This is a genomic window from Kosakonia sp. 1610 (genome assembly GCF_050435845.1).
In the GTDB taxonomy this organism is placed as follows: Bacteria; Pseudomonadota; Gammaproteobacteria; order Enterobacterales; family Enterobacteriaceae; genus Kosakonia; species Kosakonia cowanii.
In genome coordinates this window covers 1-22,383 of record NZ_JBNDKZ010000016.1, presented here as the reverse complement: position 1 = coordinate 22,383, position 22,383 = coordinate 1, and the positions used below count along the sequence as shown (strand labels likewise).

The 22,383-nt window shown below is 53.2% G+C and carries 26 protein-coding genes and 5 pseudogenes; 15 read left to right on the top strand and 16 right to left on the bottom strand.

From position 1 onward, the window contains the following. Positions 1-41 precede the first annotated feature (41 nt). From potD to potA, 4 genes are read right to left on the bottom strand one after another with little or no spacing between them, the layout of a single operon-like run. Positions 42-1,088 carry a spermidine/putrescine ABC transporter substrate-binding protein PotD gene (potD, locus tag ABIC80_RS23565; RefSeq protein WP_124968616.1) on the bottom strand — a complete coding sequence of 349 codons (1,047 nt, stop codon included), beginning with the start codon at positions 1,086-1,088 and terminating at the stop codon, positions 42-44. Then, entirely contained in the window at positions 1,088-1,876 is a 789-nt protein-coding gene (potC, locus tag ABIC80_RS23560; protein ID WP_023481287.1) for a spermidine/putrescine ABC transporter permease PotC, read from the bottom strand. The genes potD and potC overlap by 1 nt, the downstream gene beginning before the upstream one ends. Continuing rightward, positions 1,873-2,730 carry a spermidine/putrescine ABC transporter permease PotB gene (gene potB, locus ABIC80_RS23555; RefSeq protein WP_429178752.1) on the bottom strand — a complete coding sequence of 286 codons (858 nt, stop codon included), beginning with the start codon at positions 2,728-2,730 and terminating at the stop codon, positions 1,873-1,875. Before potB ends, potC begins: the two co-directional genes overlap by 4 nt. Then, positions 2,714-3,832 carry a spermidine/putrescine ABC transporter ATP-binding protein PotA gene (gene potA / locus ABIC80_RS23550; protein WP_042717563.1) on the bottom strand — a complete coding sequence of 373 codons (1,119 nt, stop codon included), beginning with the start codon at positions 3,830-3,832 and terminating at the stop codon, positions 2,714-2,716. The genes potB and potA overlap by 17 nt, the downstream gene beginning before the upstream one ends. Positions 3,833-4,116: 284 nt before the next feature. Here potA and pepT point away from each other — a divergent pair, with 284 nt between their 5' ends. Further along, positions 4,117-5,355, top strand: a complete 1,239-nt coding sequence (gene pepT, locus ABIC80_RS23545) for a peptidase T (protein WP_429178750.1) — start codon at positions 4,117-4,119, stop codon at positions 5,353-5,355. A gap of 103 nt (positions 5,356-5,458) precedes the next feature. Here pepT and ABIC80_RS23540 read toward each other — a convergent pair whose 3' ends face one another. The 8 genes from ABIC80_RS23540 to rluE form a co-directional block, all read right to left on the bottom strand. Then, positions 5,459-6,580 carry a cupin domain-containing protein gene (locus ABIC80_RS23540; protein WP_023481605.1) on the bottom strand — a complete coding sequence of 374 codons (1,122 nt, stop codon included), beginning with the start codon at positions 6,578-6,580 and terminating at the stop codon, positions 5,459-5,461. Positions 6,581-6,639: 59 nt separating this feature from the next. Continuing rightward, complete coding sequence (gene phoQ / locus ABIC80_RS23535) at positions 6,640-8,100, bottom strand: two-component system sensor histidine kinase PhoQ (RefSeq protein WP_242389673.1); 1,461 nt, start codon at positions 8,098-8,100, stop codon at positions 6,640-6,642. Then, complete coding sequence (gene phoP / locus ABIC80_RS23530; protein ID WP_023481368.1) at positions 8,097-8,771, bottom strand: two-component system response regulator PhoP; 675 nt, start codon at positions 8,769-8,771, stop codon at positions 8,097-8,099. The genes phoQ and phoP overlap by 4 nt, the downstream gene beginning before the upstream one ends. A 135-nt stretch (positions 8,772-8,906) precedes the next feature. Then, positions 8,907-10,277: an adenylosuccinate lyase gene (gene purB / locus ABIC80_RS23525; RefSeq protein WP_054802946.1), complete on the bottom strand. Its 1,371-nt coding sequence runs from the start codon at positions 10,275-10,277 to the stop codon at positions 8,907-8,909. A gap of 19 nt (positions 10,278-10,296) precedes the next feature. After that, a complete protein-coding gene (hflD, locus tag ABIC80_RS23520; protein ID WP_023481656.1) occupies positions 10,297-10,926 on the bottom strand; it encodes a high frequency lysogenization protein HflD in 630 nt (209 codons plus the stop codon). Between the two features lie 74 nt (positions 10,927-11,000). Continuing rightward, positions 11,001-12,107 carry a tRNA 2-thiouridine(34) synthase MnmA gene (gene mnmA, locus ABIC80_RS23515; RefSeq protein WP_242389672.1) on the bottom strand — a complete coding sequence of 369 codons (1,107 nt, stop codon included), beginning with the start codon at positions 12,105-12,107 and terminating at the stop codon, positions 11,001-11,003. A 55-nt stretch (positions 12,108-12,162) separates the two neighbouring features. After that, positions 12,163-12,621, bottom strand: coding sequence for an NUDIX hydrolase (locus ABIC80_RS23510; RefSeq protein ID WP_312423965.1), 459 nt, complete (start codon positions 12,619-12,621; stop codon positions 12,163-12,165). 17 nt (positions 12,622-12,638) lie between these two features. After that, on the bottom strand, positions 12,639-13,286 hold the full coding sequence (gene rluE / locus ABIC80_RS23505; RefSeq protein ID WP_429178748.1) for a 23S rRNA pseudouridine(2457) synthase RluE: 648 nt from the start codon (positions 13,284-13,286) through the stop codon (positions 12,639-12,641). Between the two features lie 187 nt (positions 13,287-13,473). Here rluE and icd point away from each other — a divergent pair, with 187 nt between their 5' ends. Further along, positions 13,474-14,724 (top strand): NADP-dependent isocitrate dehydrogenase, encoded by a 1,251-nt coding sequence (gene icd / locus ABIC80_RS23500; RefSeq protein ID WP_023481567.1) that lies wholly within the window; start codon positions 13,474-13,476, stop codon positions 14,722-14,724. A gap of 123 nt (positions 14,725-14,847) precedes the next feature. On the opposite strand, the pseudogene ABIC80_RS23495 reads toward icd, so the two are convergent. From ABIC80_RS23495 to ABIC80_RS23485, 3 genes and pseudogenes are all read right to left on the bottom strand, one after another. Continuing rightward, positions 14,848-15,012: pseudogene (locus ABIC80_RS23495) on the bottom strand (integrase); the annotation flags it as partial. A 374-nt stretch (positions 15,013-15,386) separates the two neighbouring features. Next, on the bottom strand, positions 15,387-15,674 hold the full coding sequence (locus tag ABIC80_RS23490) for a contact-dependent growth inhibition system immunity protein (protein WP_270220704.1): 288 nt from the start codon (positions 15,672-15,674) through the stop codon (positions 15,387-15,389). Between the two features lie 3 nt (positions 15,675-15,677). Then, on the bottom strand, positions 15,678-16,022 hold the full coding sequence (locus ABIC80_RS23485) for an RNase A-like domain-containing protein (RefSeq protein WP_320512989.1): 345 nt from the start codon (positions 16,020-16,022) through the stop codon (positions 15,678-15,680). Positions 16,023-16,166: 144 nt separating this feature from the next. Between ABIC80_RS23485 and ABIC80_RS23480 the strand changes: the two genes are divergently transcribed. The 10 genes and pseudogenes from ABIC80_RS23480 to ABIC80_RS23435 all read left to right on the top strand — a co-directional run bounded on the left by ABIC80_RS23480 (position 16,167) and on the right by ABIC80_RS23435 (position 20,374). Next, positions 16,167-16,301 (top strand): phage holin family protein, encoded by a 135-nt coding sequence (locus ABIC80_RS23480; RefSeq protein WP_429178746.1) that lies wholly within the window; start codon positions 16,167-16,169, stop codon positions 16,299-16,301. A gap of 7 nt (positions 16,302-16,308) precedes the next feature. Next, positions 16,309-16,756, top strand: a pseudogene (locus ABIC80_RS23475) (lysozyme). Then, positions 16,753-17,214, top strand: a complete 462-nt coding sequence (locus tag ABIC80_RS23470) for a lysis protein (protein ID WP_320512991.1) — start codon at positions 16,753-16,755, stop codon at positions 17,212-17,214. Before ABIC80_RS23475 ends, ABIC80_RS23470 begins: the two are co-directional and overlap by 4 nt. Before the next feature lie 282 nt (positions 17,215-17,496). Beyond that, positions 17,497-17,778: a hypothetical protein gene (locus tag ABIC80_RS23465; protein WP_429178745.1), complete on the top strand. Its 282-nt coding sequence runs from the start codon at positions 17,497-17,499 to the stop codon at positions 17,776-17,778. A gap of 253 nt (positions 17,779-18,031) precedes the next feature. Then, a complete protein-coding gene (locus ABIC80_RS23460; protein ID WP_320512993.1) occupies positions 18,032-18,454 on the top strand; it encodes a putative T6SS immunity periplasmic lipoprotein in 423 nt (140 codons plus the stop codon). Positions 18,455-18,634: 180 nt separating this feature from the next. Next, positions 18,635-18,709 (top strand): annotated as a pseudogene (locus ABIC80_RS23455) (lysis protein); the annotation flags it as partial. A gap of 207 nt (positions 18,710-18,916) precedes the next feature. Then, the gene (locus ABIC80_RS23450) at positions 18,917-19,210 is read left to right on the top strand and encodes a hypothetical protein (RefSeq protein WP_320512994.1); all 294 of its coding nucleotides are present in this window, start codon (positions 18,917-18,919) and stop codon (positions 19,208-19,210) included. Between the two features lie 23 nt (positions 19,211-19,233). Further along, complete coding sequence (locus ABIC80_RS23445) at positions 19,234-19,755, top strand: hypothetical protein (protein ID WP_429178743.1); 522 nt, start codon at positions 19,234-19,236, stop codon at positions 19,753-19,755. A 53-nt stretch (positions 19,756-19,808) separates the two neighbouring features. Then, positions 19,809-20,033 (top strand): hypothetical protein, encoded by a 225-nt coding sequence (locus tag ABIC80_RS23440; protein ID WP_320512996.1) that lies wholly within the window; start codon positions 19,809-19,811, stop codon positions 20,031-20,033. A gap of 115 nt (positions 20,034-20,148) precedes the next feature. Beyond that, positions 20,149-20,374 (top strand): annotated as a pseudogene (locus ABIC80_RS23435) (hypothetical protein). Positions 20,375-20,419: 45 nt separating this feature from the next. Here ABIC80_RS23435 and ABIC80_RS23430 read toward each other — a convergent pair. Then, complete coding sequence (locus tag ABIC80_RS23430; protein ID WP_320512997.1) at positions 20,420-20,758, bottom strand: hypothetical protein; 339 nt, start codon at positions 20,756-20,758, stop codon at positions 20,420-20,422. 218 nt (positions 20,759-20,976) lie between these two features. Between ABIC80_RS23430 and ABIC80_RS23425 the strand changes: the two genes are divergently transcribed. The 3 genes and pseudogenes from ABIC80_RS23425 to ABIC80_RS23415 form a co-directional block, all read left to right on the top strand. After that, complete coding sequence (locus ABIC80_RS23425; RefSeq protein ID WP_414672801.1) at positions 20,977-21,258, top strand: glycoside hydrolase family protein; 282 nt, start codon at positions 20,977-20,979, stop codon at positions 21,256-21,258. Positions 21,259-21,456: 198 nt separating this feature from the next. Continuing rightward, entirely contained in the window at positions 21,457-21,795 is a 339-nt protein-coding gene (gene lysC, locus ABIC80_RS23420; protein ID WP_429178742.1) for an Rz1-like lysis system protein LysC, read from the top strand. A gap of 242 nt (positions 21,796-22,037) precedes the next feature. After that, positions 22,038-22,383, top strand: a pseudogene (locus ABIC80_RS23415) (transposase); the annotation flags it as partial.

Below are 22,383 nucleotides of genomic sequence, written 5' to 3'. Positions count from 1 at the left end.
GCCGGTGCGAAAAGTGCCGCACCGGCTGGCGATCTGCGATCTTAACGACCGGCTTTTAGCTTCTGATAATACTCTTCATACAGCGCGCTGGCGCTGCCAACGTCATTTTGCCACTCGCCCTTGCTGATGGTTTCCGCATCCGGGTAGAGGGATTTGTCGTTAGCCACTTCGGGTTTGAGCAACTTACGTGCGGCGAGGTTTGGTGTCGGGTAGCCGATGGTTTCCGCCACCTGTTTGGCGATCTCCGGGCGCAGCAGGAAGTTAATCAGCTTCAGCGCGCCGTCGACATTTTTCGCGTTCGCCGGAATAGCAAGGCTGTCCATCCAGAAGATACCGCCCTCTTTAGGCCACACCACCTCCAGCGGCGTGCCCGCTTCGCGCGCAACGAACGCCGAGCCATTCCACACCATGCCGAGATTCACTTCCCCCTCCATATAGGGGTTAGCCGGGTTATCGGAGTTGAAGGCGGCGACGTTCGGCATCAGTTTTTGCAGCTCTTTATAGGCCGCTTCAATCTCTTTCGGGTCGGTAGTGTTGCCAGAGTAACCGAGCTTGCGCAGCGCCATCTGGAACACTTCACGCGCATCATCCGTCAGCAGCAGGCTGCTTTTATATTCCGGTTTCCACAAATCTGCCCAGCTGGTGACGCTTTTCGGATCGATCGCGTCGCTATTAATACCAATCGCCGTTGCGCCCCAGATGTAGGGAATCGAGTAGTCATTGCTCGGGTCAAAGGGCTTGTTGAGCATCTGCGGATCGAGGTTATGGAAGTTGGTCAGCTTCGACTTATCGATCTTCTGAATCATCCCCTCTTTGCGCATTTTGTCGACAAAGTAGGTGGAAGGCACCACCAGATCATAGGCCCCCTCTTTATAGGTTTTCAGCTTGGCGTACATCGTCTCATTCGACTCGTAGGTCGAGTAGATCACTTTGATGCCGGTCTCTTTGGTGAACTGCTCCAGCAGGCCTGGCGGCACATACTCGGTCCAGTTATAGAAGTAGATCGTCTTATTATCATCCGCGTGGGCGGCGCTGATACCGAAGGCGAGCGCGCCTGCGGCGAGCAGGTGGCGTGACCATTTTTTCATTACGATGTCCTCTTAGCTTTCGTCGTATCGCGAGCAATCAGCTGGCTGGCGATCACCAGCACCAGCGACAGCACTAACAGAATCGTGGCCAGCGCGTTCACTTCCGGCGAGACGCCCACTTTGACCATCGAATAAATTTTCAGCGGTAAAATCTCATACCCTGGTCCGGTAACAAACGAGGAGACCACGACGTCGTCCATCGACAGGGTAAAGCTGAGCAGCCAGCCCGCCGCCACGGCAGGCATCGCCAGCGGCAGGATAATCTTGCGCAGAATGGTGAACTCGCTGGCACCGAGATCTTTCGCCGCTTCCAGCATCCGCACATCAAACCCTTTCAGGCGCGAGAAGACCGTTACCACCACAAAGGGCAGGCAGAAGGTGATGTGCGAGAAGAGCAGCGACATAAAGCCGAGCTGCACGCCGAGCAGCATAAACAGCACCAGCAGGGAGATGGCCATCACGATATCCGGCGACATCATCACCACAAACAGCATGCCGCTGACAAATGGCTTGCCGCGAAAGCGGTAGCGGTAAAGTGCCACCGCCGTCAGCGCGCCGATAAGCGTCGCGAAGGTGGCGGATAACACCGCCATGGTCAGCGAGTGCTGCGCCGCCTGCAACAGGCTGTCGTTATTCATCAGCAGGCCGTACCACTTGGTCGAAAAGCCCTGCCAGTTGATGCCAAAGCGCGAACTGTTAAAGGAGTTCACGATCAGAATGATGATCGGAATATAGAGGTAAGCGTAAATGGCGGCCATAAAACCGCCTCTGAAGAGACGACCGATCATTCCAGCTCCACCTTTTTGTTAAGCAGACGCGCGGCGCGCCAGTAGACCAGCAGCATCAGCCCCATCACCAGTGTCAGGGTGATACTGGTCGCGGAGCCGAACGGCCAGTCGCGAATATTGAGGAACTGGCTCTTAATGACGTTGCCGATCAGCAGGTTTTTCGCCCCGCCCATTAAGTCCGAGACGTAGAACAGCCCCATGGCCGGCAGCATCACCAGCAGGCAACCGGCGATAATCCCCGGCATGGTCAGCGGAATAATAATGCGCAGAAAGGTTTGCAGCTTGCTGGCACCGAGATCTTTCGCCGCTTCCAGCAGCGGTTTGTCGAGCTTCTCAATACTGGAGTAGAGCGGCATCACCATAAACGGCAGCAGGATATAGACCAGGCCGATAATCACTGCACCCGGCGTAAACATGATGCGGATTGGGGTATCGATCACCCCCAGCCAGAGCAGGGACTCGTTGAGGTAGCCTTTGGTGCTGAGGAAGATCTTCAGCCCGTAGATACGGATCAGCGAGTTGGTCCAGAAGGGGACAATCAGCAAAAAGAGCAGCAGCGGGCGCACGTTCGCCGGAAGCTTTGCCAGGAACCAGGCAAACGGGTAGCCGAGCAGCAGGCAGGCGAAGGTGGCAATCAGCGCCATATTCAGCGAGTGCAGCAGCACATCGAAGTAGAGCGGATCGAGCAGCCGCGCGTAGTTATCCAGCGTGAAGACCAGCTTAACGAAGTTGGCGTCGTCGCGGGTCAGGAAGCTGGTGGCGATGATCATCAGGTTCGGCAGGAAGACAAACAGCACCAGCCAGCCGACGATGGTCGCGATCACCGCTTTCTGGAATTTACTTGTGCTCTTCATCAGCCAGCACGACCTCCCAGCTCTCGACCCAGTTGATGGCCATCTTCTGATCCAGCGAGTGGTCAAAGTCGGGATCGTCTTCGTTAAAGAACTCGCTGACCATCACCATCTTGCCGTTTTCCAGCTCAACCATCGACTCCAGCGTCATGCCTTTGTAGTTGCGCTCGCGCACGTAGCCAATCAGCCCTTCAACCTCGGCGATGTCGTTGATCTCTTCGACGCGCAGATCTTCCGGGCGCAGCAGCACATTGAGCTGCTGACCACTCTCTACCGGGAAGTTGACGTAAATATTGCACTCGCGGCCTTCAACGTTGGCACGCACGCGGCTCTCGTCGAGACGCTCAATCACCGTGGCGTTGAAGATATTGATTTCGCCGATAAAGCTGGCGACAAAGAGGTTTTTCGGCTCTTCGTAGATCTCGCGCGGCGTGCCGTCCTGCTCAATACGCCCGTTGCGCATCACCACGATGCGATCGGACATCGTCAGGGCTTCTTCCTGATCGTGGGTCACAAAGACGAAGGTGATACCGAGTTTACGCTGTAGCGCTTTCAGCTCGTTCTGCATCTGCTTACGCAGCTTGTAATCGAGCGCGGAGAGGGACTCATCCAGCAGCAGTAGACGCGGTTTATTGACCACCGCGCGGGCGATGGCGACGCGCTGCTGCTGGCCGCCGGAGAGCTGGTGCGGTTTACGCTGGGCGAACTCATCAAGCTGCACCATGCGCAGCGCCTCGGTGACGCGCGGAGTAATCTCGGCCGCTGGCGTCTTTTGCATCCGCAGGCCAAACGCCACGTTTTCAAACACGGTCATATGCGGGAAGAGGGCGTAACTTTGAAAAACGGTGTTCACGTGGCGATGCTCCGCCGGAACGTCGGTAATATCCTGGTTATCTAACTGGATATGACCAACATCGACGCTCTCAAGCCCGGCAATCAGGCGCAGAACCGTGGTTTTACCGCAGCCGGAGGGGCCAAGCAGCGTAAGAAATTCGCCGTTATTAATGGTGAGATTGAAATCGGAGATTACCGTTTTGCCATCAAAGCTTTTGCGCAGACCGGCCAGCTCAACCAGCGGCGAACGCGAACGCGATTGTGTATTCAATTTTTGACTCTGTCCCGTGTTTGCGCATCGGAGGGCGTATCAGATGCGGGGTTTGTGATTAACCACCTTCAGGGTTGTGCACGATTTAAGGCCAGGCATTCTACGGCAAAGCGGTTAAATCGCCAATCGTTGATGGCTTTTCGCCGCTCAATCAGTCACTTTCTCAACTACGTTTAATACGACGACCTTTAAAATATTCTCGTTTGCCGGGTAAAAGTGACCTGACGCAATATTTGTCTTTTCACGCTTACTGATAATGTTGTGACATTTTGTTAGGGGGCTTTATGGATAAGTTATTAGAGCGCTTTTTGCAGTACGTAACGCTGGATACGCAATCGAAGCCCGGCGTGCGGCAGGTGCCAAGTACGGATAGTCAATGGAAGCTCCTGCATTTACTGCAAGACCAGCTTAAAGAGATGGGGCTGGTGGACGTGACCTTAAGCGATAAGGGCACGCTGATAGCAAAACTGCCATCCAACGTCGACAAGCCGGTTCCGGCGATTGGTTTTATCTCCCACGTCGACACCTCGCCCGACTTCAGCGGCAAAAATGTTAACCCACAGATCCTTGAAAACTACCGTGGTGGCGATATTGCGCTCGGTGTCGGCGATGAGATCCTCTCACCGGTGATGTTCCCGGTGCTGCATCAGCTGCTTGGCCATACGCTGATCACCACCGACGGTAAAACTCTGCTCGGCGCGGATGATAAAGCGGGCGTGGCGGAGATCATGACCGCGCTGGCGGTGCTGAAGACAAAAAACACTCCCCACGGCGATATCTGCGTGGCGTTCACGCCCGATGAAGAGGTGGGCAAAGGGGCGAAGTATTTCGATGTTGAGGCCTTTGGCGCGAAGTGGGCCTACACCATGGATGGCAGCGGCATTGGCGAGCTGGAGTTTGAGAACTTCAATGCCGCGTCGGTGACGGTAAAAATCGTCGGTAATAACGTCCACCCCGGCACCGCAAAAGGGGTGATGGTCAATGCCATGACGCTCGCCAGCAAAATTCATGCGCGCATACCGGAAGAGGAGAGCCCGGAGCAGACCGAAGGGTATGAGGGCTTTTACCATCTCACCAGCATTAAAGGCACGGTGGATCGCGCCGAGATGCACTACATCATCCGCGATTTTGAGCGCAAATCGTTTGAAGCGCGCAAACGCAAGATGATGGAGATCGCCAAAGAGGTGGGCAAAGGGCTGCACCCGGATTGCTATATCGAACTGGCGATTGAAGACAGTTATTACAATATGCGCGAGAAGGTGGCGGAGTTCCCGCACATTATCGATATTGCCCAGCAGGCGATGCGCGATTGCGATATTGAACCACAGATGAAACCGATCCGCGGTGGCACCGACGGCGCACAGCTCTCCTTTATGGGTCTGCCCTGCCCGAATATCTTTACCGGTGGCTACAACTATCATGGCAAACATGAGTTCGCCACCCTCAACGGCATGGAAAAAGCGGTGCAGGTGATTGTGCGGATCGCGGAGTTAACCGCCGAAAGGGAGACCGCGCAGGGTTGATTCCCGGCGCGGGAATCATTGCCGGATGGCACGCGTTTGTAGGTTTTGTAGGCCTGATAAGCGCAGCGCCATCAGGCATGATGCCCGATGGCGCCAGAGGATATTAATCCTCGAAGAACCAGTACCCGCTGTTTACCAGTGCGGCAAGCATGGCGAGGAAGGAGGGATCGTCCAGCGCATCGCCGAACATTTCGCCGGAGATAACGCTATGGCGAGCCAGCGCTTCGAGCGCCGGGCGGTGCGGGGAGTTGATCTTCTCACCGTTAGCATACACATCGTCGCCGATGCGCAGCACGCGCAGGCCGCCGAGACGCGCCAGTTTGTCGCCCTGTTTCAGCGCATCGTAAATCTCATCGGGCTGATAGGGCGGTTCCGGTGGCGCGACATCCAGTTCGTGACGCGACTGGGAGATAAACTCGCCGAGCCATTCGTTAAACTGTGCTGGCTGATTAATCAGCCCGAGCATCATCTCGCGCAGCTTATCCAGCTCCTGCGGAAGGATATCCGCCGGGTGGTCGCGCTCCGGCACGTCCGGATCGCTGTAGCGCTGGCTGCCCAGTTCTCGTTGCAGCACATAATCGGCAAAGCCGCTGATCAGCTCACGCCCGCTTGGCGCACGGAAACCGACCGAGTAGTTGAGCGAGTTCTCCAGCGAATAACCTTCGTGCGGGAATCCTGGCGGAATATAGAGAATATCGCCCGGTTCCATCTCTTCATCAATAATCGCTTCGAAAGGATCAACCTGTAGCAGATCCGGGTGCGGGCAGTGCTGCTTCAGCGGCACTTTATCCCCGACGCGCCAGCGGCGGCGACCGGTACCCTGAATAATAAACACATCATACTGATCGAGGTGCGGACCAACGCCGCCGCCCGGCACCGAGAATGAGATCATCAGATCGTCGGTGCGCCAGTCCGGCAGCACGCGGAAGGGGCTCATCAGCGCTGCGGCAGGCTGATGCCAGTGGTTTACCGCCTGTACCAGCAGCGACCAGTTGTTTTCGCCCATGTGATCGTAACTCTCAAACGGGCCGTGGCTTACCTGCCATTTGCCATCAAGATGGCTGACCAGGCGGCTGTCGACTTCATTCTCCATCGCCAGCCCCGCCAGTTCGTCCGGGCTAATCGGGTCGACGAAATCCTTAATTCCGCGTTTCAGCACCACCGGGCGTTTCTGCCAGTAGCGTTGAATAAAATCTGGCCAGTTTATCTCTACGTGATATTCCATATACATTTCCGGCAATTAATCATGGGCTGAATAATCGATTATAGCTGGGTTAAGGGGGTTCAGTCGCCCGTTATTCCCGTTTGCTGACGACCAAAAATCACTTCCATGCGCGCGCCGCCGAGCAGGCTGTCGCCGGTGAGGATCTGCCCGCCATACTGCTCGACGATCTCCCGCGCCACCGAAAGCCCGACGCCCTGGCCCGGACGCAGCGTGTCGGCGCGCTGACCGCGATCGAACACCAGCTCGCGTTTCGCCAGCGGAATGCCGGGGCCATCATCCTCGACAACAATGTGCAGCATGTCATCGCTCTGGTTAACAGAGACCTCAACAAACTCGAGGCAATATTTGCAGGCGTTATCCAGCACGTTGCCCATCACTTCCATAAAGTCGTTCTGCTCGCCGACAAAACCCACTTCAGGCGAGATATCGAGCGTGATATTGACCCCTTTGCGCTGATAAACCTTATTCAGCGCGGAAGTGAGGTTATCGAGCAGTGAGGCGACCGGATGCAGCTCGCGGCTGAGCATGCTGCTGCCGCGCATGGTGGCGCGATGCAGGTAGTAACCAATCTGCTGCGAGATGCGGCTGATCTGCTCAAGCATCACCGGTTCGGCCTCGCTGACGCTCATCTTGTCGCTGCGCAGCGAACGCAACGTGCTTTGCAGCACCGCCAGCGGCGTTTTCAGGCTGTGGGTGAGGTCGGTCAAGGTGGTGCGATATTTGTCATAGCGCTCACGCTCGCTTTTCAGCAAGCGGTTGAGGTTAAGCACCAGGCTGGTCAGCTCGCGGGTGGTTTCCGGGTTGAGCTGCTCGCGATGGTGCTCTTCCAGCTCGCGCACTTCGCGCGCCAGATCCTCAATTGGCCGCAGGCTCCACCAGGCTGCCAGCCACAGCAGCGGGATCACCAGCAGCAGGTTGGCCGAGAGCACGTAGATAAACCAGTTCCACACCATATAGGAGCGTTTAAGCTCGATCGGGATGGTATCGACTACTACGATGGTCAACTGCGGCATACGCGCGGTGGCAGGGTAGAGGTTTACCGCCACCGAGTGGGTCATTTCAGAGTCGCTGTCATCTTCGCGGATCGCTTTGAGTTGCTCCGAGGCGGCGTGATCGTCGTTGATCAGCGTGCTGGTGGAGTCAATATCCGCTTCAATTTCGTGAAAACCATCGCTTTTTAGCCACTCCGGCTCAATGCGCTTTTGCAACCACGGCACATCCCGCTGGGACCAGATCAGCTTGCCGTTTTTGTTGTAAATAAAGGTCATGGTCGGGCTTTGCAGATCGAGGTTTTCCGGCAGGTCGATCTCAAGCTTGTTATCTTTCCACTGCGCCAGCGTATAGAAGAGGTTGCTCTCGCCGCGCAGCAGTCGGAAGGTGGTTTTATCGAAGCTGACGCTGTAGCCGACCAGCGCGACCACGCCATACGCCAGCGACAGCACCATCACTACCGCGGCGGTGGCGAGTAAAAAGCGCACCCGCAGCGAGAGCGGGAAGAGGTGCCGCAACAGGCGTTTCATTTTGGCAGTTCGAAAAGGTAGCCCTGACCGCGCACGGTAGTGATCACCTCATCGGGATACTGTGCCTGGATCTTTTTGCGCAGGCGACCCATCAGCACATCAATGGTGTGGCTCTCGCGCAGTTCGGCATCGGGATAGAGTTGCAGCATCAGCGAATCTTTGCTCACCACTTTGCCGCTGTTACGGATCAACGTCTCCATAATGGTGTATTCAAAGGCGGTGAGTTTGACCACTTCCTCATTGACCGAGAGTTCGCGGCGTGAGAGGTCAACCTGGAACGGTGGCATGGAGATCAGCTGTGAGGCGAGGCCGCTGTTACGGCGCATCAGCGCCTGAATGCGCGCCACCACTTCTTCGATATGGAACGGTTTGGTGACGTAATCATCGGCGCCCGCGCTCAGCACTTCGACCTTATCCTGCCACCCTTCGCGTGCGGTAAGCACCAGCACCGGCAGCGAGACCTCATGGCTGCGCCAGCGGCGGATCAGCGACAGGCCATCTTCATCCGGCAGGCCAAGATCGACAATCGCGATGTCCGGCAGGTGTTCGTTCAGAAAGTAATCCGCTTCCTTTGCATCTTCAGCGGCGTCGACCTGATGTCCCAGCTCCTGCAACTGCACTTTTAAGTGGTGGCGCAGTAGAGCATTATCTTCCACAACCAGTACGCGCATCGTCAGACCTCTCCCTCTATTTTTGGAGTGAATAGTTTAACGCTGATTTTGTTACAAGAGGGATAAACATTTACTCAACCGTAACAGGAAGATGCCCTCTTTCCGGCGAAAGAGGGCGGGCAGAGCGGGCGGGGCTTATTTCAACTCATCAACCATGGTGATAGCGCGACCAATATAGTTGGCTGGCGTCATCGCTTTCAGGCGCACTTTTTCTTCCTCTGGCAGCGCCAGGCTGTCGATAAACTGCTTCATCCCTTCGGCGTCAACGCGCTTACCGCGGGTCAGCTCTTTCAGTTTTTCGTATGGCTTCTCAATGCCGTAACGGCGCATTACCGTCTGGATCGGCTCGGCCAGCACTTCCCAGTTGTGATCCAGCTCATCCAGCAGGCGGTCGCGGTTCACTTCCAGTTTGCTGACGCCTTTCAGAGTCGACTGGTAAGCGATCAGCGCATAACCGACGCCGACGCCGAGATTACGCAGCACCGTGGAGTCGGTCAGATCGCGCTGCCAGCGCGAGACCGGCAGTTTGCTCGCCAGGTGTTGCAGCACGGCGTTGGACAGGCCGAGGTTACCTTCGGAGTTTTCGAAATCAATCGGGTTCACTTTATGCGGCATGGTCGAGGATCCAATCTCCCCGGCGATGGTCTTCTGCTTAAAGTGGTTGAGGGCGATATAACCCCAGACATCGCGATCGAAGTCGATGAGGATGGTGTTGAAACGCGCCATGCAGTCAAACAGCTCGGCGATGTAGTCATGGGGCTCAATCTGCGTGGTGTAGGGGTTCCACTCAATGCCTAATGAGGTGACAAACTCTTCGCTGAACTGGTGCCAGTCCACTTCCGGATAAGCGGCGATATGGGCGTTATAGTTGCCAACCGCGCCGTTGATTTTGCCGAGAATCTCCACCTGGTTGAGCTGGCGGTACTGGCGCTCCATACGGTAAGCGACGTTCGCCATCTCTTTACCGATGGTTGACGGGGTGGCTGGCTGACCGTGGGTGCGCGACAGCAGCGGAATATCACGGTACTCAACGGCCAGCGCTTTCACCGCGTCAATCAGCTGACGCCAGTAGGGCAGGATCACCTCATCGCGGGCGCTTTTCAGCATCAGGGCGTGGGAGAGGTTGTTGATATCTTCGGAGGTGCAGGCGAAGTGGATAAACTCAGAGACCGCGTGCAGCTCCGGCACTTCGGCCACTTTCTCTTTCAGAAAGTACTCCACCGCTTTCACGTCGTGGTTGGTGGTGCGCTCAATGGTTTTGATGCGCTGCGCATCTTCAACCGAGAAGTCCGTAACGATTTTGTCGAGGAAACCGTTTGCGTGATCGGCAAAAGCAGGAACTTCCTTGATCGCCGCGTGTGCCGCCAGTTTTTGCAGCCAGCGTACTTCAACCTGAACGCGAAACTTCAGCAAACCGAATTCGCTGAAGATCCCGCGCAGCGCGCTGACTTTATCGCCGTAGCGTCCATCGACAGGGGAAACGGCGGTCAGTGAGGATAATTCCATAAGTCACAACTCCGGGAGGTTAACAATGAGCGAGAATGTGTTTGGCCTGTGTCGACAGGCGATTACGGGAAAACATTAACTGTAGCCGACCGCCGCCCACCTGGTGCCACAGCACGGCGGCGCGGATGCCTGCCAGCAGGGTGGCGCGCACTTTGGCCTGCACCTGAGCGCTTTGCAAAATGGCAGGGGAGCCGGTGACCTGAATGCGCGGTCCGAGCGGGCTGATGACATCAACATAGATGGCAGCCATCGCACTCAGCAGGGTGTCGGATTGCAGATCGAAGTGTTCAAGCTGGCGCTGCAGGCCGCCAATGCGGTTGCCGAGCGTCTCCATTGCCGCTTTTTTTGCCGCCAGCTTGCGCTCGAGCACCATCATGCTCAGGGTGTAGCGGGTCACTTCCCCGTTCAGCCCCTGGCGGTTGCTGCCGTTGAGCACGCCCAGCAGCGACTCGAGGCCAATGCGCAGGTTGGCTTCGCTGCCGCCAAACACGCCGAGGGTGGAGTCCGGGTTCATATCGATAACGCTATTAAGGGAAACGTGCAGCGCGTCGGCGTCACAGTGGCCCTGGTGCGCAAGCTCCTGCACCAGACGTGCTGACTGACAGATGCCTGCCAGCGCCAGGGTAATGTCGTAATAGTTCTTCGCCACACTTACTCCTTTTTGTGCCCGCGTCTGAGTGCATCTGCGCGGGCGTTAGCCAGTCCGATATCGCTAAAACAGAGTTAAACCGGCAGCGGCAGGCGCTGCTCGATAATGCCGCCGCCAAGGCAGACGTCATCCAGATAGAAGACGGCGGATTGACCCGGCGTGACGGCAGCCACCGGCTCGTCGAAACGCACTTCAATGCGATCGTCCTCCAGTGCCGTGACGGTGCAGGGGATATCCTGCTGGCGGTAGCGGGTTTTCACCGTACAGCGCAGCGTGCCATTGACCGGCTCGCGATCGACCCAGTGCAGCTGCTGGGCAATCAGCCCGACCGACATCAGGCGCGGGTGATCGTGACCCTGGGCGACGATAAGGATATTGTTTTCGACATCTTTGTCGACCACATACCACGGATCTTCGCTGCCCTCTTTGGTGCCGCCGATGCCTAAGCCTTTGCGCTGGCCCAGTGTGTGGTACATCAGGCCCTGGTGTTCGCCGATCGCTTCGCCATCAACGGTGACGATTTTGCCCGGCTGCGCAGGCAGATAGCGGCCAAGGAACTCGCGGAATTTGCGCTCGCCGATAAAGCAGATACCGGTTGAGTCTTTCTTCTTCGCGGTGGCAAGGCCCAGCTCTTCGGCGATTTTACGCACCTGAGGCTTTTCGAGTTCGCCGACCGGGAAGAGGCTCTGGGCGATCTGTTCATGGCCCAGCGTATAGAGGAAGTAGCTCTGATCCTTGTTGCCGTCGAGACCGCGCAGCAGGCGGCTTTTGCCGTCGACATCGGCGCGGCGCACATAGTGGCCGGTGGCAATATAGTCCGCACCAAGATCTTCGGCGGCGAACTCAAGGAAGGCTTTAAATTTGATCTCTTTGTTGCAGAGAATATCGGGATTTGGCGTGCGCCCGGCTTTGTACTCCGCAAGGAAGTGCTCAAAGACGTTGTCCCAGTACTCTGCGGCAAAATTGACGGTGTGAAGCTCAATGCCGAGCTTGTCGCAGACGGCCTGCGCGTCGGCCAGATCCGCCGCCGCGGTGCAGTATTCCTCGCCGTCATCCTCTTCCCAGTTCTTCATGAACAGGCCTTCCACCTTGTAACCTTGTTGCTGCAACAAGTAGGCGGAAACGGAAGAGTCGACACCGCCGGACATGCCGACGATCACTTTTTTTGGGCTATCAGACATAGAATACTCACAACGAAGAACTTCAGGGCGGCGTATTCTAGCACGCACTGCTCGCTCAGGCATCCCCTGTAAACGGCCAGTTAAATTCTCCGATTGTCGCCAGCGGTAGACGCTGACCGCTCTGGTAGCAGCGAATACTCTCGGCAACCAGCGGCGAGCGCAGGTTTGACGCGGTGAGGATCTCCTCAGCCGTGACCCACAAACAGCGGTCGATGTCGCTGTCGTGCGGCTCAGTGGCGCACATTTCGTTAAGCTCGATGGCAAACAGGAAGCGCAAAAAAGGCGTGCTGTCGGGGGCTATCCACTGATGCATGCGGATAAAGTGCTGCGGCGCGGCGTCGATGCCGGTCTCTTCCCATAACTCGCGCTTTGCGGCCTGCACTAATGTTTCGTCCGCTTCAAGATGACCGGCAGGCTGGTTCCACAGCACTTTGTCGCGGATTGTCTCTTCGACAACGAGGAACTTTCCCTGCGCGTGAACCACACAGGCTACGGTGACATGGGGTTTAAACATCGATTTCTCCCTGGCAGTTAAGCGTCACGCCATTCGCCATTGGCGAGGTTTTCCAGCGTGTAGTTTCCCATAGCGTAGCGGATGAGGCGCAAAGTGGGAAAGCCAACGTGGGCGGTCATTCGCCGCACCTGGCGATTGCGGCCTTCATAAAGGGTGATTTTCAGCCAGCAGGCCGGGATCGATTTACGCTCGCGAATCGGCGGGTTACGCGGCCACAGCCAGGCGGGCTCCTCGACGCGCTCAACTTCAGCGGGCAGGGTAGGGCCATCGTTGAGCGTCACGCCAGTGCGTAACTGTGCAAGAGCTTCTTCGGTGGGTTCGCCTTCGACCTGCACATAGTAGATTTTCCCCGTGCGTTTACCCGGCTGGGTTAAGCGGGCTTGCAGCGCGCCGTCGTTGGTTAACACCAGTAAGCCTTCGCTGTCGCGATCGAGGCGGCCTGCGGCATAGACGCCGGGAACGTCGATATACGCTTTCAGGGTGCTGCGCCCGGCTTCGTCGGTGAACTGGGGTAAAACATCGTAGGGTTTATTAAACAAAATGACGCGCATTGGCGCGCTTTTTTCAGATGTTCGGGCGGGTTGTCGTGAGCTGAATCGCTCAAGCTTGTGATTTCTATAAGAAGTTTTCTTCATGGTATTTTCACAGGTTATCAATTGCCGCATTATAGCGGAATCATGATTGCCTTTCATGGCGTCGAACTATCGGTTAGTATTGACGGGCTCATTACAATTCATTAACAAAAAACGGTTTGCTCTGTGTGATTCACGTAACAGGTGAGCGGACGCAGTCTGAGCGCCCCGGCATGAAGTCAGCGAGCAAAACAACCAGAAGCGCTCGAAGGAGAGGTGAATGGAAAGCAAAGTAGTTGTTCCGGCGGAAGGTAGTAAGATCACCCTGCAAAATGGCAAGCTCAACGTTCCTGTTAACCCGATTATCCCGTTTATTGAAGGCGATGGTATCGGCGTTGACGTGACCCCGGCAATGCTGAAAGTGGTCGATGCCGCTGTGGAAAAAGCCTACAAAGGTGAGCGTAAAATTTCCTGGATGGAGATTTACACGGGCGAGAAATCGACCCAGGTTTATGGCCAGGATGTCTGGCTGCCGCCTGAAACACTGGATCTGATTCGTGATTACCGCGTAGCGATTAAAGGCCCCCTGACCACCCCGGTTGGCGGCGGTATCCGTTCTCTGAACGTTGCCCTGCGCCAGGAGCTGGATCTCTACGTCTGCCTGCGCCCGGTGCGCTACTACCAGGGCACCCCGAGCCCGGTGAAACAGCCTGAACTTACCGACATGGTCATCTTCCGTGAGAACTCCGAAGATATCTACGCTGGCATCGAGTGGAAAGCTGACTCTGCCGACGCGGAAAAAGTGATCAAATTCCTGCGCGAAGAGATGGGCGTGAAGAAAATTCGCTTCCCGGAACATTGCGGTATCGGCATCAAGCCGTGCTCCGAAGAGGGCACCAAACGCCTGGTTCGCGCAGCGATCGAATATGCCATCACCAACGACCGTGACTCCGTGACGCTGGTGCACAAAGGCAACATCATGAAGTTCACCGAAGGTGCGTTCAAAGATTGGGGTTACCAGCTGGCTCAACAAGAGTTCGGCGGTGAGCTGATCGATGGCGGCCCGTGGCAGAAAATCAAGAACCCGAAAACCGGCAAAGAGATCATCATTAAAGATGTGATCGCCGATGCGTTCCTGCAGCAGATCCTGCTGCGTCCGGCAGAGTATGACGTTATCGCCTGTATGAACCTGAACGGCGACTACATCTCCGACGCCCTGGCTGCACAGGTTGGCGGTATCGGTATCGCGCCTGGCGCGAACATCGGCGACGAGTGCGCACTGTTCGAAGCCACCCACGGCACCGCACCGAAATACGCAGGCCAGGATAAAGTGAACCCGGGCTCCATCATTCTGTCCGCAGAAATGATGCTGCGTCATATGGAGTGGTTCGAAGCCGCAGACCTGATCGTTAAAGGTATGGAAGGCGCAATCGCTGCCAAAACCGTGACCTACGATTTCGAACGTCTGATGGATGGCGCTAAGCTGCTGAAATGTTCAGAGTTTGGCGACGCGATCATCGCGAATATGTAATCCGCGCTGCGCGTTGTATGAGAACGGGAACCGAATGGTTCCCGTTTTTTATTGGGCGTTTGAATTCTTCCCCAAAACTTTCCCCAAAACCTTTCCCCAAAACCTTTCCCCAAAACTCCCTCTTCACGACCCTGTTTTTGCGCTCACTACCACCCAATTTTTCCCCCGATCGACATTGTATCTGTCCGTCATTTTCTGCGTCTTATGCCCCAAGAGTTTTTGCGTATCTACACCCTGTTTTCTGTATAGCCGTTCCGATAAAGAACGCTGCTCACGGAAAGTAGGGGCTAACGACCCCAACACCTGACAGAACACGGGCAGGGTGGAATGGGCACGCAGGCGCACGGCCTGTTTGTAATCCGGCTTTGCAGAGTGCATCACGACGCGTTGCACACTGACACCGTGGCATTCACCGAAATATGCTGCGAGAAATCACACGTTATGAACCTGCTTAAAGATTTTAGCGACAGGATGCTTGCTAGATTCAAAAAAATGGGTGGGTTTTTCTAACGATGGGTATTATATATTCACTGTACAGAACCCGCTCATAGTAGCGGGTTTTTATTCGGCGTTAATCACTTTCCAGATGTCTGGTTTCCAGTTAGTCAGTTCACAACCTATTCAGTTAAGGCTACAACCTTTCGCTGAAAAAATTCTTCCTGTCATGGAATATGGAGTAGAATTTTTTGTAAAAAGGAACGCCATGTTTCACCCCATGGGGCTGGTGAAAATTGACTCTCTGCAAGCGCAGTCATAGTGCGGTTTAACTCCTCATCACTTTGTATAGCAATTGCCTGAGAAGCCTGTTGTTTGAGATTGCGAATAGCTAATTCGTTTTCCATCTCAACATAAGAACTCATAATTTCGTCGATGTTTTCGCCAAATATTTGATAATCCGGACCGAAAAAAATCACCAGCAGCTTTCTTAGTGTTTCGTAATTTTTGTCCATTATTTATCCCATGAATGGATATGCAGTTAAAACGTAATAAGGCTTGTTGTTATACATTTTTTTGAGAAGAACAATTCGTACTACATAAAGAGTTTCTTTGATCTGACTCCCTTGGCGGAAACCGTAACCAACTGCTGAGCCTGATTTATAAGTAATATCCAGCGTATTTTCTGCGCTTCGGGAAAGATTTGCCCAGTGCAGAATTTTCAGCCGGTTAGCTTTAAGTGCAGAACTGATAACTTTTTCAGCTTGCTCCAGCTTAAAAAAAGACGATGTGGACTGCATTTGAGGGGTTCTGGCAAGGCGAGCCAGTAACTCTTCTTCAGGAACAGCGATATGTTTCGCCATTGTATGACCGCCAGCTTTAATACCTTTTACAGCTTCATGCTCTGCCAGCCTAAAATTGCCTGCGCGAACGGGCCATTAAGACGCTGACCTTTTTCAGTGAACAGGATCCTCTGTCACTGCTGCAAAGGTGGCGGGGAGGAAATAATGGCAACGACTGACCCACTGGTGCTGATGAACGTCGCTGCCAGTTCAATGATTGTACTCAGGTTGATGATGTTCCGTAAGCCCGGCGGCAAACACAATGTTTGGGCCTCGTGGCGCGCCTTTTTAACGTACTGAGGCCAGAATAATGCGGATCAGCGATAAAGGTATCTCTCTCATAAAGCAGTTTGAAGGCCTGCGCCTAACTGCGTATCAGGACAGTGTGGACAATTGGTTATGGCTGGACACAGCCAGTGGACGGCAAACCGATCCGCGCCGGTATGACCATCAAAGAGGAAACCGCCGAGCCCCTGCTGCGCACGGGGCTGGTGGGCTACGAAAGTGACGTGTCGAAGCTGGTGAAGGTTAAGCTGACGCAGGGGCAGTTTGATGCGCTGGTTTCTTTCGCCTATAACCTCGGTGCCCGCGCGCTGTCGACTTCCACGCTACTGCAAAAGCTTAACTCCGGGGATTACGCCGGTGCTGCTGATGAGTACACGCGATGGAATAAGGCTGGTGGCAAAGTACTGCCGGGCCTGACGCGGCGTCATGAGGCAGAGCGCGCACTCTTCCTTTCGGACAGCAAAAAATGATCTCGAGCTGGAAAGCCGCTGCTGCTTTGCTTTTACTCGGCGGCGTACTATCCATCGCCTGGACGATTAACCATTACCGCAATAACGCGATCACCTTCAAAGACCAGCGCGATAAAGCCGCTCAAAACCTGAAGCTGGCAAACGAGACAATCGCCGATATGCAGACCCGCCAAAGAGAGGTTGCAGCCCTTGATGCAAAATACACAGTTGCACTTGCTGATGCGAAAGAAACCATTGAGCGTTTGCGTGGCGATGTCGCTTCTGGCGCTAAACGGCTGCGCGTCACCGCAAATTGCCCGGTCGGAACCTCCAGCGCCGGCGGCATGGGCGATGCTTCCACCGCCAGACTTACAGACGCCGCTCAACGGGATTATTTCACTCTCAGAGAGCGAATCGCCACAGTGACCAAACAGGTTGGTTATCTGCAGGAATATATCAAAACCCAGTGCCTGAAATGACAGCCTCGCAATCGCGGGGCTTTTGTATGCGCCTCGCACGCGTAAACACTAACCCGAGCCTTTCAAAAGCTGAGCCTGATAGCAACCGAAGGCATCATTGCGGCCTCTCGGGTGAGGGCTGTTCTGTGCGACAGGTTCATCTTCCTGAAAGGAATCGACCATGACATATCAAACTACAACATTTCTGCATGTTCTGCGGATAACTAAACAATACGTTTGATTTTAATGACATTATGATAATCTCATGTACTGGTTCTGTAAGGCCATTAACAGGAGGTTTATATGGCGCAGCAAGCGCAAGAAGAGGGTAGCTTACGATTGTTGAGGCTGGGTGAGATAAAGCTGGCTAAGTCTGTGTTTGGCGATTCTATCCAATATCATAAAGTCTGGATTCATCATGACAGTTATTTGCCTTTTGGGATGCAAAACCAATACGCAGCGCTGGCCCCGAATGGGGAACTTTATTTTCGTTACTGGTACCAGGACGATTTTTCTAAAGCAGCTGCTGATATGCAACACCTTTTCATCCATGAAATGAGCCACGTTTGGCAGCGTGAGAAATGAATGTATGTAAAGCTTCGTGGTCTTTTCAGTTGGGCCGTAAGCTATCGGTATGGACTGGATAAACGAACCCTCAGACAATACCCGTTAGAGCAGCAAGCTCAAATAATTGCTGATCATTTTATCTTAGAGACATTTGGCTACGCTCAATGGCTGGTGTTAAGGGGTAAAAACTATGATGTCGTATCGTATGATGGCGAGCTTGACGAGGCCGTTGTTAGTGGGCGGTACAAGCATACGCTGAGGGGTTTTCCGAATGTTTAAATTCTCGAAAGCATGGTTGTTTTCTATTTTCCTTTTGAGTGGCTGCCCTGGACAAGGTGACAGATTAACCCCCAGTGAAACAACAAAAGTAAAACTGATTTCAAATGACGTGTGTTTTAACGTGCCAGAATCTGAAGATTTCCAACCTTCTATTATAATTATTGCCCCGAGAAAAACGCCTCATAAAGAAAGATGGTATCGCGAAAATCCCCCTCTTGAGGTCAGAAATGGGAGTCTGTGCATCCCACCGACATTCTACTCATTTACACCTGATACGCCTTACATCGTCGAATATTTGCTTACCTCCTTATCAAAAAGTAATTCTGGTGCTTCAAGACATGTTGTCGTGGGCTTTGAACTTACCAGCGGAAGGGTTCACCAGCTCGTTTTAGATAAAAGTGAGATCAGCCAATAAGATACTTATACCAACTCCGAATCATGATCGACTAACTCTGCGTACCCTAAAGCCGCCTCCGGGTGGTTTTTTATTGCCATCACCAAGCGGCAGACATTACATCATGCATTCACTGAGTGCCTGTAATAGTGCCAGTCTTTGATAAACTAGCGCGCCTGCCTATGCGTTAATTTCACCCTCAGAGAGCGAATCGAAACAATGGCGAAGCAGGTTGGTTATCTGCAGCAATACATCAAAACGCAGTGCCTTAAATAAAAATATTTTCGAGTGGTAATGACTATTCATGGCTATTCAATCGTGCTCATAGCTATTAATAGGTGAGATATATAAAATTGAAATTTAATGATTTACTAAGGCCTCGCATTCGTGAGGCTTTTTATTTTGCGGTGACAACCCGCACGAAGAACTGCCGACCGAATCGGTAGAGCATGATCACAAATACACCGAACCCCAACCTGTGAAATGAGCCTTTGGAAACGTCAGTTTAGTGCTGGCGAGCCTTCGGTGGGCTGGCGTTTCATTTCGGCAAAGGTTCATTTCACAAGCGAGGCAAACGCGATGAAATACCTGATTAAGATCGTAAAAGGCGAGCCGGTAGTGAGCACAAAAGTTATTGCAACTGAGTTTGGCCGCCGCCATGACAATGTCATGCAAAACATTCGCTCTCTCATCGAGACGGAGCATTTAGGACCCCTTGATTTCAAGGAGTCCTTATATGTTAATAAACAGAATAAAGTTCAACCTGCTATGAGCTAACTGAGCGCGGATTCCTGATTGCGATGCCGTTCATTGGTAGCGACAAAGCAAGGGATGGGCAGGTTCGGCTGGTAGACAGCTTTATTGCCTACCGCGAAAAGGCGAAGCAGGACACAGTCATTCAGGCTGAGCGTGATTTAGCTTGGGTTGAGTATCGGCCAATGACAAATGCCATAAAGAGCAACAGAGAGTCAGAAGGGAAAGAGGTAGAACATTATCACCTTAGCAAAGAAGCCAGCATGATCAATAGGATTGTCCTGGGCGTCACATCTGCGAAGTTCAGGAAAGATAACGATATCGGAAAGGCTGAGGCTATTCGCGATTTTCTGACCGCAGAACAAATTCGGGCTATCACCGAGCTACAGCGTGCTGACACTGTGTTCATTAATATAGGGTGGGATTATGAACGAGCTGATAATAATGTTCGAGCGCAACCACCGTTAGCCGCTTATCGAAGAACAGCACCTCTTAGCAGTATAAGCGAAAGCAGTGAGCCACTTTCACAACGGCTCTTCATTACAAAGCCTATCTGCGGGTGTGCTTGATAATGGGGCAAGATATGATACGTTTCCCTTCTCATAGCAGAGGGAGGTAAACAATGGAATTATTGGAAAAACGACCTGTTATAGACTTTAGGGTTGGCGTTTATACCTATGAGCAAATTCAAGATAGCCACTTCATGTATCTTGAAGAGCAAAAGGCTCATGAGGAGATTAAAAGGAAGGGTTGGGAATATGCATATACCCCTGGCGATATGTTTAATAGCGGTCGCTATGTAAGGTATTTTCGAGTTTGGACCAGTAAAGAAGAATTTGATACTTAACCGCCTCCGGGCGGTTTTTTTGTTGTCATCACCATGGGTTTACCCATCGTAATGACAATATCCCCTATAGCGGATAAATCACTTGATATCCCTTTGAGAGGATAAACAGACGCGAATGACTGACATCTACGAAATCACCATCACCACTCAGGACGGCGAAGAGTACGCCGGGAAGATGACTCTTCGGCAGCCTGAACTGGTTAACGGCTTTGTCGCACTAGCGCAGGACAGTGGGTTTACTTCGCCCCGGGCGACGTTAAGCGCTTCCGGTTCACGCCTGTAGTCAGGAGGACGAGCAACCAGTGACAGAAGAAAGCACCACAGAAGAAAAAACGGAATAGCGAAATTTTAAATATTAATGGCCTACCAAAAGATAGGCCGTAATTTTAGTCTTCCATAAACTTCTCACGGCGATAATCGTCATAATCACTTTGCTCACGACAGTCTTCGCAGAGTAAACCGTCATGCTCAAACGTATGATCATAAGCTTCGTCAAGTTCTGCACCTTCAAGAACCTTCCCGCAAGCGTTGTGATAGCCACCAGGGTCGGTATAACCCTCACAACCATGACTCATAAAAGGCCGCAATACTTTTATTTGTGCAGGTGATAGAGCTGCATAGCCTTTGTCGATAGCGAGCTTGGCAATACCAGAAACCTTTCCATCTTCGTTATGGAAAACATCGTGCTTTAATAGTTTTTCGAGCAAATTCTCTTCAATACCCATAGCGCCTCCTTATGATATCTACTCAATAATCGATCAAAAGCAGGGTTTATTTAGTGATTTTGAGCAAATTATCAGAGTTAAATCACATTGAAAATTTTATGGGAGGTGAATAAAAAATACGGAATAACCAATGACACACGACGAAGAGAAAAGGCCACTGCCGAATTCAGCATTCGTCGAAGAGTTCGCGCCATACAACAGGCTAATCCCAGCTACTGGTGTGTGGCTGTGGGGGCAGTCGAACATCATTAGCCGAATCAGGCTACCTACATAACCCCGACCATATTCATCTCGCAGATGCTGATGTCGGCTTCCTTTGGGCTGCGCATGCCTTCTCCAAATCGACCCTCCTGAAAAAGCTGAGCAGAGGCGATCAGGAAGGGGCGTACGAACAAATGCGCCGCTGGGTTTACGCTGGCGGTATGAAATGGAAGGGATTGCAGAACAGGCGGGAGATGGAGCGCTCCATGTGCCTTGCGGAAAGCAAAGATAATTTCTAACTGGAAAGCGTTCGCCGCTCTTCTCCTGCTCGCTGGTGGCCTGTCCCTCGCCTGGACGATTAACCATTCCGCACCAACGCGCTCACCTACAAAGACCAGCGTGATAAAGCGACGGTCCGGGCCAGCACTCTGAGGCGATCACCAACAATGTGATCGCCGCGATGAGCCTCATTCGTGACATCTCACGGGCTACGCAGAATGCTAAGAACGAACTGGCCGAAAAGGGCGAAACACGCATTGTCTACATCAGGCAAGCACTTGGAGGCGATCCGTGCGCAGAGTAGTTTGTTTCTCCTGCCACTGCTGACAGCCTGCGGGAATACGCAGACAGTTTACGTCCCGGCCCCGGTGTTGCCGATAAGCGCTGACCTGACCGCAGACACGCCGATCCCCGGAATGGCAGTTCCGTTCACGTGGCAGGCAAGTCTGGAGTTAAACGCTAAGCTCTATACGGCGTTGGGGAAGTGCAACCTGGATAAGTCGGGGATTAGAAGTATTGAAGCGCGTCGTAGTACTTTGGACTTATCAGATAAATGAGATGAACAATGTTGATAATTGCGAGGGCAAGATCAAGGAGGCTACCATTTTTGACTTTTTATGTTTTTAATCCAGTCTCGCTCTTAGCTGAATTTTTCCCAAATTTTTAGCATGATGAACTGAGGGTGGAATTTGAGAAAGGATGCTTTGGCTGCTATATCTCTGTAAGTATCCTGCATAATCGTGCCATTCACATTTAGAGATCCTCCGGCATAATCAATCTGCCAACGAAGGAGATCGCTATGCGTAAAGCCCATTTTACTGAGCATCAGATCATCGCTGTGATTAAGTCGGTTGAAGCCGGACGAACCGTTAAAGATGTCTGCCGGGAGGCCGGTATCTCTGAGGCCACTTACTACAACTGGAAGTCCAGATACGGCGGCATGGAGGCTTCTGATATTAAAAAGATCAAGGATCTTGAGGACGAGAACCGGCGTCTCAAACAGATGTTTGCCGACCTGAGCCTTGAGAACCGGGCGCTGAAAGACGTTAGCGAAAAAAAGCTTTAAAACCAGCCTTTAAGCGTGAGCTGGTCACTCATCTGGTAACGACATCTGGACTCAGTATCCGTCAGGCCTGCCGGAGTCT

Coding starts and splice junctions, on each gene's coding strand:
- potD (WP_124968616.1), bottom strand. CDS start 1,088: ATGAAAAAATGGTCACGCCACCTGCTCGCCGCAGGCGCGCTCGCCTTC.
- potC (WP_023481287.1), bottom strand. CDS start 1,876: ATGATCGGTCGTCTCTTCAGAGGCGGTTTTATGGCCGCCATTTACGCT.
- potB (WP_429178752.1), bottom strand. CDS start 2,730: ATGAAGAGCACAAGTAAATTCCAGAAAGCGGTGATCGCGACCATCGTC.
- pepT (WP_429178750.1), top strand. CDS start 4,117: ATGGATAAGTTATTAGAGCGCTTTTTGCAGTACGTAACGCTGGATACG.
- ABIC80_RS23540 (WP_023481605.1), bottom strand. CDS start 6,580: ATGGAATATCACGTAGAGATAAACTGGCCAGATTTTATTCAACGCTAC.
- phoQ (WP_242389673.1), bottom strand. CDS start 8,100: ATGAAACGCCTGTTGCGGCACCTCTTCCCGCTCTCGCTGCGGGTGCGC.
- phoP (WP_023481368.1), bottom strand. CDS start 8,771: ATGCGCGTACTGGTTGTGGAAGATAATGCTCTACTGCGCCACCACTTA.
- purB (WP_054802946.1), bottom strand. CDS start 10,277: ATGGAATTATCCTCACTGACCGCCGTTTCCCCTGTCGATGGACGCTAC.
- mnmA (WP_242389672.1), bottom strand. CDS start 12,107: ATGTCTGATAGCCCAAAAAAAGTGATCGTCGGCATGTCCGGCGGTGTC.
- ABIC80_RS23510 (WP_312423965.1), bottom strand. CDS start 12,621: ATGTTTAAACCCCATGTCACCGTAGCCTGTGTGGTTCACGCGCAGGGA.
- rluE (WP_429178748.1), bottom strand. CDS start 13,286: ATGCGGCAATTGATAACCTGTGAAAATACCATGAAGAAAACTTCTTAT.
- icd (WP_023481567.1), top strand. CDS start 13,474: ATGGAAAGCAAAGTAGTTGTTCCGGCGGAAGGTAGTAAGATCACCCTG.
- ABIC80_RS23490 (WP_270220704.1), bottom strand. CDS start 15,674: ATGGACAAAAATTACGAAACACTAAGAAAGCTGCTGGTGATTTTTTTC.
- ABIC80_RS23485 (WP_320512989.1), bottom strand. CDS start 16,022: ATGGCGAAACATATCGCTGTTCCTGAAGAAGAGTTACTGGCTCGCCTT.
- ABIC80_RS23480 (WP_429178746.1), top strand. CDS start 16,167: ATGGCAACGACTGACCCACTGGTGCTGATGAACGTCGCTGCCAGTTCA.
- ABIC80_RS23470 (WP_320512991.1), top strand. CDS start 16,753: ATGATCTCGAGCTGGAAAGCCGCTGCTGCTTTGCTTTTACTCGGCGGC.
- ABIC80_RS23465 (WP_429178745.1), top strand. CDS start 17,497: ATGGCGCAGCAAGCGCAAGAAGAGGGTAGCTTACGATTGTTGAGGCTG.
- ABIC80_RS23460 (WP_320512993.1), top strand. CDS start 18,032: ATGTTTAAATTCTCGAAAGCATGGTTGTTTTCTATTTTCCTTTTGAGT.
- ABIC80_RS23450 (WP_320512994.1), top strand. CDS start 18,917: ATGAGCCTTTGGAAACGTCAGTTTAGTGCTGGCGAGCCTTCGGTGGGC.
- ABIC80_RS23445 (WP_429178743.1), top strand. CDS start 19,234: ATGCCGTTCATTGGTAGCGACAAAGCAAGGGATGGGCAGGTTCGGCTG.
- ABIC80_RS23440 (WP_320512996.1), top strand. CDS start 19,809: ATGGAATTATTGGAAAAACGACCTGTTATAGACTTTAGGGTTGGCGTT.
- ABIC80_RS23430 (WP_320512997.1), bottom strand. CDS start 20,758: ATGGGTATTGAAGAGAATTTGCTCGAAAAACTATTAAAGCACGATGTT.
- lysC (WP_429178742.1), top strand. CDS start 21,457: ATGCTAAGAACGAACTGGCCGAAAAGGGCGAAACACGCATTGTCTACA.